Source organism: Pantoea sp. Taur (genome assembly GCF_009830025.1).
Taxonomy (GTDB): Bacteria; Pseudomonadota; Gammaproteobacteria; order Enterobacterales; family Enterobacteriaceae; genus Pantoea; species Pantoea communis.
In genome coordinates this window covers 69,363-82,349 of record NZ_SZZZ01000002.1, presented here as the reverse complement: position 1 = coordinate 82,349, position 12,987 = coordinate 69,363, and the positions used below count along the sequence as shown (strand labels likewise).

Genomic DNA, 12,987 nt, shown 5'->3' with positions numbered 1-12,987 from the left:
CACGACGCGGGCTGATGTTGCGCCAATGTAGCGGGCAGATCAACCCTGATTCGGTAAGGGAATTGTGCTAATCCTGCCAAATCTGTTGCAGGACGCGCAGCCAGTTCCCCCAGGCAAACTGCTCAATCATGACTTGATCATAGCCGAGCGACGTGAGCAGCGCATAGAGATGCGGTAGCCCTGAAACATCTTTCAACGCATCGGGCACGCTGATGCCGTCGAAATCCGAACCAAATGCTACGTTTTCTGGCCCCATTATTTCAACTAAATGATCCAGATGTTTAACAATTTCGATCAATGGCGTATCACTATCGCGCTTGCCATCCGGCCGTAAGAAAGCGTTACCAAAATTAATCCCTACCACTCCGCCGCTGTCGCGAATGGCACGCAGTTGCTGGTCGGTAAGATTGCGCGGCTGCGCGCAAAGCACGTGAGCGTTAGAGTGGCTGGCCACCAGCGGTGCCGTTGAGAGCCGCGCGGTATCCCAGAACGCCTTCTCATTCATATGCGACACATCAATCATCATGCGATGGTGATTGGCGGCAAGGATCAACTGCTCACCGGCGGTGGTCAGGCCCGGTCCGGTGTCCGGCGAATGCGGGAAAGCACCGTTTACTCCCTCACCAAATCGGTTAGGTAAGTTCCAGAAAGGCCCGATGCTGCGCACGCCTGCCTGATAAAAGGCATGCAAATCTTCACCATCGGCATCGAATCCATCCGCCCCTTCAATATGCGCGACCATCGCCAGCACGCCATCCTGGCGACAGCTGGCAATATCCGCCGCCGTCAGGCATAAACGGGCGCGCCCGCCGGACTGCGCTGCCAGCGTTTTGAGGATATCGAGTTGTTGCCAGAGAATATCGAGCGGCTGCCACTGCTCGTTTGCACGTTGCGGCGCGACCTCATTGATGTAACGCTGCGGCGGGACAAACAGTGCAAAGAGCCCACCGGCAAAACCACCCTGCTGCATACGTGGAAAATCCAGATGCCCTTTCTCAATGCCAGAAAAAAAGGCGCCAGCGGGATCGTCACGATGATGCAGCCACAGATTAAGCAGCAGGTCGTTATGACCATCGAAGGTTTTAAATAACATAGGGGATCACACAGCGAGATAATATAGGCGCTATGCTACTCGCGCCCGGTTGATTCGCCAAACAAAGGGGCACAAAGCGTTAGTTTTGTGCAACCTTTAGGCCATGATAAAAGGTGGGTTTGACGTCGAGATGCTGCTTAATCAGACCCTGTTTTTGATAAAAATCGGCGGTGTCCTGCTGCTGCGCAATGGTGGCGTCATCAATGGCTTGCCAATGCGACTGGCGGCGTGCAAAGGACTTCGCCGCGGCTTCTTTCGGGAAGCCGATGATTTTCGCCAGCGTGGTGGAGTACGCATCAACATGGCTGTTCGCCCAGCGATCCGCCGCCGCAAGGCGATTAACGTAATCCTGCAGCGCTGCACGTTTGGCCTCGTCATTGATTGCCGCATCGGTCGCCGCGAGGAAGCTGTTGCCGCTGGAGAGGCCAACGCCATTGATCAGCACACGTCCAGTATGCGTGACTTCCGCCAGCGCGGTATAAGGATCCCAGGTTGACCAGGCATCTACCGATCCATTGGCTAATGCGATGCGCGCATCGGCGGGTGTCAGGAAACGAAAGTTGGCGTCCTTATCCGTCAAACCGGCCTTTTCCAGTGCTTTCAGCGCTTCAAAATGGCCGATAGAGCCACGCCCGGTGGCAATATTTTTTCCTTTCAGATCGGCCACGGTTTTAATTTTTGAATCCGGGCTAACCAATACCGCTAAGCCTTCAGGCACAGATTTACTTACCGCCACCGCTTTCACCTGCGAACCCGCCGCCAGCGAGAACAGCAGCGGCGCATCACCAATAATACCCGCATCGACGGCGCCCGCATTCAGTGCCTCCGCCAGCGGTGCCGCTGCCGGGAACTCCGCCCATTCGATTTTATAATTGAGATTATTGAGCTGCTGCGCCGCTTCCATCTCGGCATGCATATTGCCCTTCTGGTCGGCAATGCGCAGTGTGACGGTTTCCGCCGCAGCGGTTCCACTGGCAAGCATCACTAACAGGGCTAAAGCTTTTCTTTTCATTCTATTTTCTCTTATAGCGCAAAACCCCAGACTACCCTGTTGTGCTAAAAGCCCAGATGCCGATTTCGTCTGAGGAAAATCATCCTGCGCATAAGCAGCACAACGCTTTTGGCCGTCGATTCTCATCATCCCACATTTGTTGTGAACGGTTGGGATAGCGAGGGTTCACAGAATGTGGGCCCGGCTGCTGCAGCAACTTCGCAACGAAATGTCAGTTACGCAATGTGGCTTGTCAGTTATGCGTGAGCAGCGTGCGGCGATGTGGTCCAGACTGAGTACAGACCCATAAGGAGAACCTCATGCTGAACCACCCTGCTGAAAAATACCGCCCCTTTCCGGTGATTGAGTTGCCTGACCGTCAGTGGCCCTCGCGCCAGCTCACCCAGGCACCGCGCTGGCTGTCCACCGATCTGCGTGACGGCAACCAGGCGCTGGCGACACCCATGGACAGCGCCCGCAAGCTGGAGTTTTGGCAGCTGTTACTGCGCTGCGGCTTCAAAGAGATTGAAGTGGCGTTTCCTGCCGCCTCACAAACTGATTTCGACTTTGTACGCCTGCTGATTGAGCAGCATCATATTCCGCAAGGCGTTGCGATTCAGGTACTGACGCAAGCACGCAGCGATCTGATTGATCGCACCTTTGAAGCCCTGCGCGGCGCACCGCAGGCGATTATTCATATGTACAACGCCACGGCACCGTTGTTCCGCGAACGCGTATTCCGCCAGAGCAAAGCAGAGATCATTGAGCTGGCCTGCGCTGGGGCACGGCAAATTCGCGCCCAATGTGAAGCACAAAACGACACCGCCTGGACCTTCCAGTATTCACCTGAAACGTTCTGCTTTACCGAACCTGAATTCGCGCTGGAGATTTGTGAAGCAGTCGCAGCGATCTGGCAGCCGGGGCCTGAACGCCCGATGATTATTAACCTGCCCGCCACGGTGGAAGTGAATACTCCGAACGTGTATGCGGATCAGATTGAGTATTTCTGCCGCCACTTTAGCCAGCGATCGCAGGTGGCGATTTGCGTGCATCCGCATAACGATCGCGGCACCGGCGTGGCCTGCGCCGAACTGGCGATACTGGCCGGAGCCGATCGCGTTGAAGGCTGTTTGTTCGGTAATGGTGAGCGCACTGGCAATGTCGATATCGTGACGCTGGCTCTAAATTTATATACTCAGGGCGTAGCGCCGGAACTCGATTTCAGCGATATCCAGCAGGTGCTGGAAGTGGTGACCCGTTGTAACCAATTGCCGGTGCATCCACGCCATCCGTACGCTGGTGAGTTGGTGTTTACCGCGTTTTCGGGTTCGCATCAGGATGCGATTCGCAAAGGCTTTGCCGAACGCAATGAGCGTCAGGAGGCGATCTGGCAAATGCCGTATCTGCCACTTGATCCGCTCGATATCGGTTGCAGCTACGAAGCGGTGATTCGCGTCAACAGTCAGTCGGGTAAAGGCGGAGCGGCCTGGCTACTGGAGCAAAACCATGGACTGCAGTTACCGCGCGGGTTGCAGCAAGACTTCAGCCGCATTGTGCAGCAGCAGACAGATGCTCACGGCCAGGAGATGACCCATCACGCGTTATGGCAGCTGTTCTGTCAGCATTACGGCTTAACCCTGCCTGCGCGGCGTTTGCTGGAAGCGGAAAGCCACAGTGATGAGAAAGGGGAAACGCGGTTTAAAGCGCGGGTGCAGGATGGCGGACAAACGCTGTCGCTGGAAGGTAAAGGCAACGGACTGCTGTCGGCGGCGGTCGCGGCACTGCGTCAGCGCTATGATTTGGCGATTAGCATTGAGGATTACCACGAGCATACGCTGGGTAAACGCAGTGACAGCCGCTCCGTCACTTACATCAGCTGTCTCAATGCGCGCGGTGAACGAGCCTGGGGTGTCGGCATCGATAATGATGTAGCACGCGCCTCGTTACAGGCTTTGCTCAACGCAGCCCACGCTTTTCTGCCGCAGGAAAGTAGTTTGCCGGCGTAACGCCGAGCACGCGGCGGAACATCGCACTGAAGGCGCTCGGGCTGTCATAACCGAGTTCGAGCGCCACCGTTAACACCGTTTCGCCCTGCGCCAGCCGCGCCAGCGCCACGCTGAGGCGTGCGCGGCGCACCCAATCGCTGAACTGCAAGCCGGTTTCGCGGTTAAAATGACGCGCCAGCGTGCGTTCAGCGACACAGAGTTCGCTGGCCGCTCTCGCGAGTGTCCAGCTCTCGCCCGGTTGCTGATGAATTTGCTGGCACAGTGCACGCATCCTCTCACTCTCCGGCCACGGCAGGCCGAAGGGCAGCACATCCATTACGCGGATTTCATCGAGGATCAATTCGTAGATGCGTTCTGCACGACTGCCAGAAGCGTATTGATCCGGCAATGCCAGAGCACTGACGATCAGCTCACGCAGCAGCGGGGAAATCTGCACCACCTGACAGCTGGCAGGCAAATCCGCCCGCGCCAGCGGATCGACAAACAGCGTGCGTGCCGCCACGGCACCCACAATCTGCAGTGCATGCCCGGTGCCCGCCGGTAACCACACGCCACGACTCGGCGGCACAATCCAGCTGCCCTGCCGGGTTTCGACTTTCACTACGCCGCTTAAGGTATGGATCAACTGTGCACAATCGTGGTGATGCCATGACTCAGCATCACCGTGCACATAATCGTACGCATAAGGCACCAGCGGACGCTGGCTAAAATCGAAGTTGAGGCGCTGGCTCATTTAGCGCTTCAGGTATTGGTAAACCGCCGCCAGGTCCTGCTCGCCGTAACCGGCATCGACCGCCTGCTGCCAGACATCTACGATGTTCTCCAGCGCGGGCAGTTTGGTCTCACCCGCAGCATCCAGTGCCAGTCTGGCATCTTTCAAGGCCCACACCAGATGCATCTGCGGGGTGAAATCACCACTGGCGATCATACCCAGCTTCATTTTGGCGTACGGGGCTGCCAGCGGGCCGCCATCCAGCACTTTCCACAGATCGTCGGTGCTGAAACCAAACTGCTCCGCCAGGCGTGTACTCTCCGCCAGACTTTGCATCAGCCCAATCAGCCAGCTGTTCACCACCAGTTTCATACGTGAACTGGCACCCGCTTCACCCAGCCACTGTGTGCCTTTTCCAATTGCAGCAAACACCTGCTCAGCGGCCTGCGCTTTGCTTTGATCGCCGCTGGCCATCACCAGAATCTGCGCATTTTCGGCAGGCGCTTTGGTACCGGAAACCGGCGCATCGATAAAGAGCACATCCGGACGTGCGTGTTGCAGGTCGGCAATCAGCGCATCAGTCGCTTCCACGCCAATAGTCCCCATCTGGCAGACGGTCGCGCCCTGCTTCAATGCACTGCTTGCTTCGGTCAGCGTCTGACGCGTGGTGTCGCCGTCAGACAGCATGGCGATCACCACATCTGCGCCTTCCACCGCCTGTGCCGCGCTGTCGCTAAGCTGCAAACCAGCATCCAGCAGGTCTTCACCTTTGGCACGCGTGCGATTCCAGCCACGCACCACGAACCCTTTTTTCAGTAAGTTGGCGGCAAAAGCGTGCCCCATTGCGCCTAAACCTAATACCGCGACAACCGGTTGCTGACTCATCTTGATTCCCTTTTATGCATTCAGACAAAACAGTCAGACTGACAGAAATTTCTGCGCGCAGCCAGGCGAGAGGTGCGCCGAAAGGCATTTTTTAATCTCAACCCCGACAAGACACAGGGTTAATCAGCATGCTTTTAAACAGCACTGGGGGCTTCCTGGCGGGGAGGATGGGATAACGATTTACCGGGTTAATTTTATCATTGCGGCAATGACACAAGAATTCGTATTCATCGCTATTCGATTATTGGAAAAAGTTCGCATATGATAAATGGGAAACTAACACTCTATAAATAATTTCCGATGTCATCAGAAAACCAAAGCTTAAAAGTCACTCGAGAACGTGGAAGACCCCGAGTCTTCGATATGGACGACGTATTAGATAAAGCAATGATAGTATTCAGAAAGAAAGGTTATCACGCTTCATCAATAGCCGACCTGGGCGAAGCCATGAGTTTAACGGCTGGAAGTATATATAAGGCGTTTACTGATAAGCGCACCCTTTTTTTGCGGGTATTTGAACGCTACATTGCCCTCCGTAATGCCGATTTACGTCAGCGGTTGCAACATTTCCCGGATGGCAGATCGCGGATTGAGGAATTACTGCAATTTTATTTAGACTCTGCGGTTGAGATTGAAGGGCGTAGAGGTTGTTTGGTTGTTGGGAGCACGGTTGAACTGCAAACGCTGGATGAAGAACTTTCAGAGTTAGTCAGGCAGGCCGTGTTACGTAATCAAAACTTTCTCGTTTCGCTTATTATTGAAGGCCAGAAAGACGGATCTATTTCCTCTCAACTGGATGCTGAAACTGCGGCAGGCTTATTGCTGTGCGTGGCATTCGGCATGCGTGTGGTAGGTAAAGTTCAGGATGTGACTAATGGGAAAAAAACCATTACTATGGTGATGAAGGTTCTGGAATAATTCATTTGCCACATTAGGAAATAATCATTTCCTAATTAAATTTAATCATAGCGCTCTCCTGAACGCCTGTGATCCCTAAGAGGAATTGATATGTGCATCAATGATGCAGCGAAGAATCACAGAATGGCTATGGAGCAGGATGTGGCACCTCCGAAAGATATTTCAGAAGAGGAAGCCCTGGGGCGCGTTGTGGGCGAAATTTTAAGCGCGGGAAAAACGCTCAGTCGTAAAACACTGTGTTTTGAATTGCTCAAAAAGCTGGATGAAGCTGAAGAATCATCAGTTAAAAGGCACTATTCGAATATTTTCAAGAAATTATTGTCTTGTTAGCTTATAAACAAAAAGCGCATCCGTTTGATTGCTTTTAATATCTCTATTTTGAGCAATCATCGTTTCGTGTCGCCGACATCCTTTTTGTATTCGATAACATCATGAGCCAGTGCTTGCCGTTACGCTTATTCTTCTCGTTTCTGTATAAGAAACATCCCAATCATGGCTAAAACAAAGTAATAGGGAATAATCTGCTTTCCCCAGCACAGAAATAAAACAAAATCACCTCCTCATCAGATAAGAATTAATTATGTGTTTAAGTCATGAGGATAATAAAAATGAAAGACCCTATACAGCGTCGCATCCCGTCAAATTTGTCGCGCATTGAATTATCTGAACAGTGGCAAATCACTTACTGGACGCTCACTCTGCATACGACTCAGGAAAGACTTACCCGGGCGGTGCGAGAAGTAGGATCAGAGACCGAAGCTGTTCGCCGATGGCTCACTGAGCATCCTCCTGCCCGACAACCTCAGTCTTATTAAGGTGATAGGCCATCGTCATGACACTGGCGGGATAGACGCATAAGGACAACGTGAGCGCAGTTTCACTATCGTTATGGCTTATGAATCCATCCGGCAGCCGCTCAGTCGTTTGCGTTGTCCCTGTTCAGCCCATTGCCAACAAAATAGCCATGAGTCAACGGCCTTTACGCAGCAAACGTCACAGCCCTCTCCCTGCCTGAGGTATAAAACGCTAATAACAGCATTTATTTAATACAATGCGTGAAAATGTAATACCATTTATCGGCAAAACTATTAACATATGCGCGATTAATGTTCCATTTGGTTCATTCCACGTCTTTTATACGGTCTTTCATAATGAAAATTGCTTTACTGCGACAGGCACCGTTGCTGATGCTGCCTGCATTATTCCCTTTGCAATTGATGGCGGCGGATAATGCCAGCAATATCATGGTGGTCAGTGCCGCGCCCGCGGGCACCGGTTTGTCAGAGCTGGATACGCCCGCGGCGGTGAGTGTGGTGTCTGGCGAGGATATGCGTCATGCAGCACCACGCGTCAACCTCTCGGAAAACCTCGCCAGCGTGCCGGGCATGCAGATTCAGAACCGTCAAAATTATGCGCAGGATTTACAAATTTCCGTGCGCGGATTTGGCTCGCGATCAACCTTTGGCCTGCGCGGTATCCGCCTGTATGTCGACGGTATTCCCGCCACGATGCCTGATGGTCAGGGACAAACCTCAAATATCGACATTGGTTCGATTGATCACGTTGAAGTACTGCGCGGCCCCTTCTCAGCCCTGTACGGCAACTCGTCGGGCGGTGTCATTAATGTCGAAACCCAAACCGGTCAGCAACCCACCACGCTGGAAGCCAGCACCTGGTACGGTAGCTACGGCAGTTGGCGCAACAGCGTCAAAGCCAGCGGTGCGACCGGTGATGGCACGCACGCCGGTGACGTGAATTACACCGTGTCGGCCTCGCGCTTTACCACCCATGGCTATCGCGATCACAGCTCGGCAGAGAAAAACCTCGGTAACGCCAAACTCGGTGTGCGCATTGATGATGTCAGCACCCTGACGCTACTGTTTAACAGCGTTCACGTGGATGCGCAGGATCCCGGCGGTTTGACCGAGGCGCAATGGAAAGATAATCCGCGTCAGGTTGCCAGTAACGTGACGCTTTACAACGCGCGCAAAACCGTCGACCAAACGCAGGCTGGGCTGCACTATCAGCGCCAGATGAGCGAGAATGACGATCTCAGCGTGATGATGTACGCCGGTGAGCGTGAAACCACACAGTTTCAATCGATCCCAATGGCGACCCAGCTGAAAGCAGGCTATCCCGGCGGCGTGATCTCGCTGGCACGCCACTATCAGGGGATTGATACGCGCTGGACACATCGCGATACCGTGTTCACCCTTCCCGTGACGCTAACCGCTGGTCTCGACTATGAAACCATGACCGAGAAGCGTAAAGGCTATCAGAACTTCACTACCAGCAATGGCGTGACAGATTACGGCGTGCAGGGCGATATGCGCCGCAATGAACGCAATCTGATGTGGAACCTCGATCCTTATCTGCAAACGGCGTGGCAATTTACCGATAAGTGGTCACTGGATGCTGGTGTGCGTTTAAGTACGGTGAATTTCGACTCTAACGATTATTACGTCACTTCCAGCGATCCCGATGACAGCGGTAATCGCCGTTATCACCGCTGGCTGCCAGCCGCCTCACTGAAATATGCGATTGATAATAGCTGGAATGCCTATGTGTCTGCGGGCCGTGGCTTTGAAACGCCTACGCTAAATGAGTTGTCTTATCGCTCAGCCGATCAGTCTGGCCTGAACCTCAATCTGAAGCCGGCGACCAGCGATACGGTTGAGTTGGGCACTAAAAAGCGTATCGGTAACGGTTTAATTACCGCCGCCGTGTTCCAGACCGATACCAAAAACGAAATCGTCTCTGACAGCAGCTATGAAGGCCGCACCAGTTATAAAAATGCCGGTGAAACCCGTCGTCGCGGACTGGAGTTGGGTCTGGATCAGGAGTTTGGCTATGACTGGCACCTGAAAGCGGCGTGGACTCTGCTGGATGCGCGCTATCGCTCTAACGCCTGCGGCACTGAAAGCTGTGACGGCAACCGTATCCCAGGCATCGCACGCAATATGGCCTATGCCGGGTTAGCCTATGCGCCGGATCAAGGCTGGTATGCCGGCGGTGATGTGCGCTACATGAGCGACATTGCCGCTGACGATGAAAATGATGTCAAAGCACCGTCCTATACCGTGTTTGGCCTGAACTCGGGCTACAAGTGGCTGGTACAGAACTGGACGCTGGACTTGTTTGGTCGCGTGGATAACCTGTTTGACCGCACCTATGTGGGTTCAGTGATCGTCAATGAAAGCAACGGTCGCTATTACGAACCGGCGCCAGGGCGCAACTACAGTGTTGGTCTGACGGTAAGTTATGCGTTTCAGTAACTGACATCGTGTCTGACAAAAAGCCCTGCAACCTTATTCGGATTGCAGGGCTTTTTTTATGCCGTTTCGACAATGCGCATGCAGTGCATGAGCATGCCTGACCAGTCGTTTTACTTCAGCAGAGCCAGCACGTCGGTGGTTGAGCCGGTTTCGCCCAGACGCGGGAAGATGCGCTCGACGCTGTTTTGATGAGTATCGGCGTTCAGGCAAGTCATCGCATCCGTTGCTAGCGTGACGTTGTAACCTAATTCGTAGGCCTGACGCGCGGTGGATTCCACGCCAATGCTGGTGGCGATACCACAGATTACCACCTGAGTAATGCCACGCTGCTGCAGCTGCTCATGCAAATCCGTGTTGTGGAAACCACCCCAGGTCTTCTTAGTTACGGCAATCTCATCGGCTTTCAGCGCCATTTCTGGCACCAGCACAGCCCAGTCGGCTGGCAGTTCGCCACTGTGGCGCGCCTGCTCGTTACGGCCTGGTGCGCCACCAGCGACATTCACTTTCACCACCGGCAGGTTTTTGCCATGAAACGCCTCAACCAGTTGTGCACAACGCTCAACCACGACATCGGCTGACAAAGGCGCAACAGGAAGGCGGACAATACCGTGCTGCAGGTCAATCACAATCAGGGCGGTTTTTGCGTCTAAGGTTGTTAAAGCCATGGGAATTCCTCTCAGGATTATTGGTCGGCAATACGTTGCAGTAAGGGAATAGCGGCCATTAAAATTTTCTGCTCCGCACTATTAAGCGTGGTTGCCATGCTCTGGAGTAGCCAGTCATCACGTTGTGCACGATTCGCGGCGATCAGCCTCAGGCAGCTTTCAGTCGGCAGATAGCGGGTTTTACGGCCGTCCAGCGGATCGGCTTCGCCTTTCACTAACCTTTGCTCTTGCAAACTGGCAACGGTTGCACCCATCGACTGACTGCGCACGCCTTCTAACCCGGCCAGTTCGGTTACCGTCATCGCGCCATCGCGCACCAGATAACCCAACACAGAAACCTGTGGCCAGGTGAGATCGCCCGGTGGGGCCGATTCGCGCAGACGTCGCGCCAGTTTGCCATTCACGCTGCGTAGAGTCGCAGCCGCGCTATTCAGGTCGCTCATGGCACCTTCTCCTTACTGATGAAGCGCGAGTATATAAATACGAAGGCAAACTGTGTAGTTTACCTTCGTATCAATTTGTAATTGGCACTCAGGGCCGCTTGATGTAATGAATCAAACTGTGAAAACGCAGAGGTGTGCTAAGGGGATTGCGGTAACTGTGCGCGACATCCGCCGCAAACTGGTGCGCTTCGCCGCTTAGCAGACGACGCCAGGTTCCCTCCACGCACAGCAGCAGCTCACCTTCCAGCACCACCACCTGCTCAATCACGCCACTTTCGTGTGCGGAAGAGTCGCTTTGTGCACCGCCAGCAAGCGTGACTTCCAGCAGATCAAAACGCAACGCGGCATCATATGGCAGCAGCGGCTTCACCTGCATTAGCGCATTGGGTTGGCTAAAAGTCGCGGCGATACCCGGCGGTTGATCGCTACCCTGAACAAAAAACGAGAAAGGCACATTGAACCCGGTAGCGATTTTCCACAATGTCGCCACCGTCGGGCTGGATTCACCGCGTTCGATTTGGCCCAACATCGCTTTGCTGACACCGGTGCGATCCGCTGCCAGTGTCAGGCTCCAGCCGTTCGCCTGGCGCAATTGTTTTAACGCCTGGCTCAAATGTTGATGCAGATTTTCCATGCTATCTCCTGGCAAATTCGCGCGCAGTGTAGCACTTGTGCGTTATAACACACTCGTGCAATAGTGTGCGTTATAACGCACAGCAGGATGCAAATCGATGATCACCGCCACTTCGCGCAACGCTTTCTCTTTCCCTATGCTGGTTTCCGGCTTTATTGCGGTGCTGGTGGGATACAGCAGCACTGCCGCATTGATTTTTCAGGCCGCTCAGGCTGCAGGCGCCTCGCCGGAACAGATCGGCGGATGGCTTTCGATGCTCGGCATTGGCATGGGTCTCGCCTCTTTCGGTCTTTCGGTGTGGACACGCATGCCCATTCTGGCCGCCTGGTCGACGCCGGGGGCGGCACTGTTGGCCACCAGCGTGCAGGGCCTGACCTTAAATGAAGTGGTCGGCGTTTTTGTGGCGACCAATGCGCTGATCGTACTGAGTGGCGTGACCGGACTGTTTGCCCGCTTAATGAACCACATTCCGCAATCTTTGGCCGCGGCAATGCTGGCGGGGATTTTGCTGCGCTTCGGGATCGGCACCTTTACCGGTTTACAAGGCAACTTTGCGCTGTGCGGCAGTATGTGTCTGGTGTGGCTATTAAGCCGACGCTGGTTGCCGCGCTATGCCATCATTCTGGCGCTGATCGCTGGCGTGCTGGTGGCGGTGGGTCAGCAGACGATTCACTTCCCGCCGCATGCGCTGACGCTGAGCGTGCCGGAATTTATCATGCCTCAGTTTACGCTGGCATCACTGATTGGGGTGGGTTTACCCTATTTCCTCGTCACCATGGCTTCACAAAATGCACCGGGCATTGCGACCCTACAGGCACATGGCTACCAACCGCCGGTTTCCGCTCTTACTGGCTGGACCGGCTTTATTGCGCTGGTCTTGTCTCCGTTTGGCGGCTTTTCGGTGTGCATAGCGGCCATTACGGCTGCCATTTGCATGGGAGAGGATGTGGATGCCGATCCGAAACGACGCTGGATGGCCTCAGCCATTGCCGGCATTTTCTATCTGCTGACCGGCTTTACCGGCGCGCTGATTGCCATTCTGTTGAGTGCCTTGCCGCAGGTGCTGATCGCCACGCTGGCCGGGCTGGCGCTACTGGCTACCCTCTCCGGCAGTCTGCAACGCGCACTCGTTGAACCCGATCACCGTGACAGCGCCATCATCGCTTTTCTGATCACCGCCAGTGGCATATCCCTGCTCGGCATTGGTTCAGCCTTCTGGGGATTGATCGGCGGCATGATCACCCATCTGGTGCTTAGCCACCGCTCGCGCGCTTAAAATTTCAGCAATCCACTGTTACACGCGGGAAAAACACCCTGTTTTTCCCCCTTTATCAGCCGTTTGATTCCCCTGCATTTGGCTTAAGA

At 54.3% G+C, this 12,987-nt stretch carries 13 protein-coding genes; 6 read left to right on the top strand and 7 right to left on the bottom strand.

The window, feature by feature from the left end:
• Window positions 1-67: 67 nt before the first annotated feature.
• Window positions 68-1,093 carry a dipeptidase gene (locus FD744_RS02790; RefSeq protein ID WP_160867237.1) on the bottom strand — a complete coding sequence of 342 codons (1,026 nt, stop codon included), beginning with the start codon at window positions 1,091-1,093 and terminating at the stop codon, window positions 68-70.
• 79 nt (window positions 1,094-1,172) lie between these two features.
• Window positions 1,173-2,105: an ABC transporter substrate-binding protein gene (locus tag FD744_RS02785; RefSeq protein WP_160832872.1), complete on the bottom strand. Its 933-nt coding sequence runs from the start codon at window positions 2,103-2,105 to the stop codon at window positions 1,173-1,175.
• A gap of 299 nt (window positions 2,106-2,404) precedes the next feature.
• On the opposite strand from FD744_RS02785, the gene leuA reads away from it, so the two are divergent.
• Window positions 2,405-4,090, top strand: a complete 1,686-nt coding sequence (leuA, locus tag FD744_RS02780) for a 2-isopropylmalate synthase (RefSeq protein ID WP_160867236.1) — start codon at window positions 2,405-2,407, stop codon at window positions 4,088-4,090.
• On the opposite strand, the gene FD744_RS02775 is transcribed toward leuA, so the two are convergent.
• Window positions 4,041-4,823 (bottom strand): helix-turn-helix transcriptional regulator, encoded by a 783-nt coding sequence (locus FD744_RS02775; protein WP_160867235.1) that lies wholly within the window; start codon window positions 4,821-4,823, stop codon window positions 4,041-4,043. The two genes, leuA and FD744_RS02775, sit on opposite strands and share 50 nt — an antisense overlap.
• The gene (locus tag FD744_RS02770) at window positions 4,824-5,687 is read right to left on the bottom strand and encodes an NAD(P)-dependent oxidoreductase (RefSeq protein WP_160867234.1); all 864 of its coding nucleotides are present in this window, start codon (window positions 5,685-5,687) and stop codon (window positions 4,824-4,826) included. It abuts the gene before it with no gap.
• Between the two features lie 300 nt (window positions 5,688-5,987).
• On the opposite strand from FD744_RS02770, the gene FD744_RS02765 reads away from it, so the two are divergent.
• The 4 genes from FD744_RS02765 to pqqU all read left to right on the top strand — a co-directional run bounded on the left by FD744_RS02765 (window position 5,988) and on the right by pqqU (window position 9,880).
• Window positions 5,988-6,605: a TetR/AcrR family transcriptional regulator gene (locus FD744_RS02765; RefSeq protein ID WP_034827323.1), complete on the top strand. Its 618-nt coding sequence runs from the start codon at window positions 5,988-5,990 to the stop codon at window positions 6,603-6,605.
• A gap of 90 nt (window positions 6,606-6,695) precedes the next feature.
• On the top strand, window positions 6,696-6,935 hold the full coding sequence (locus FD744_RS02760) for a hypothetical protein (protein WP_052127499.1): 240 nt from the start codon (window positions 6,696-6,698) through the stop codon (window positions 6,933-6,935).
• Window positions 6,936-7,198: 263 nt separating this feature from the next.
• Window positions 7,199-7,420, top strand: coding sequence for a DUF3606 domain-containing protein (locus FD744_RS02755; protein WP_306439518.1), 222 nt, complete (start codon window positions 7,199-7,201; stop codon window positions 7,418-7,420).
• Window positions 7,421-7,756: 336 nt separating this feature from the next.
• Window positions 7,757-9,880 (top strand): TonB-dependent receptor PqqU, encoded by a 2,124-nt coding sequence (pqqU, locus tag FD744_RS02750; protein ID WP_202403381.1) that lies wholly within the window; start codon window positions 7,757-7,759, stop codon window positions 9,878-9,880.
• Window positions 9,881-9,990: 110 nt separating this feature from the next.
• Here pqqU and FD744_RS02745 read toward each other — a convergent pair whose 3' ends face one another.
• The 3 genes from FD744_RS02745 to FD744_RS02735 form a co-directional block, all read right to left on the bottom strand.
• Window positions 9,991-10,545: an isochorismatase family protein gene (locus FD744_RS02745; protein WP_160867233.1), complete on the bottom strand. Its 555-nt coding sequence runs from the start codon at window positions 10,543-10,545 to the stop codon at window positions 9,991-9,993.
• A gap of 17 nt (window positions 10,546-10,562) precedes the next feature.
• On the bottom strand, window positions 10,563-10,988 hold the full coding sequence (locus FD744_RS02740) for a MarR family winged helix-turn-helix transcriptional regulator (protein WP_160867232.1): 426 nt from the start codon (window positions 10,986-10,988) through the stop codon (window positions 10,563-10,565).
• A gap of 88 nt (window positions 10,989-11,076) precedes the next feature.
• On the bottom strand, window positions 11,077-11,622 hold the full coding sequence (locus FD744_RS02735) for a helix-turn-helix domain-containing protein (RefSeq protein WP_160867231.1): 546 nt from the start codon (window positions 11,620-11,622) through the stop codon (window positions 11,077-11,079).
• 97 nt (window positions 11,623-11,719) lie between these two features.
• On the opposite strand from FD744_RS02735, the gene FD744_RS02730 reads away from it, so the two are divergent.
• Entirely contained in the window at window positions 11,720-12,898 is a 1,179-nt protein-coding gene (locus tag FD744_RS02730) for a benzoate/H(+) symporter BenE family transporter (RefSeq protein ID WP_160867230.1), read from the top strand.
• Window positions 12,899-12,987 lie beyond the last annotated feature (89 nt).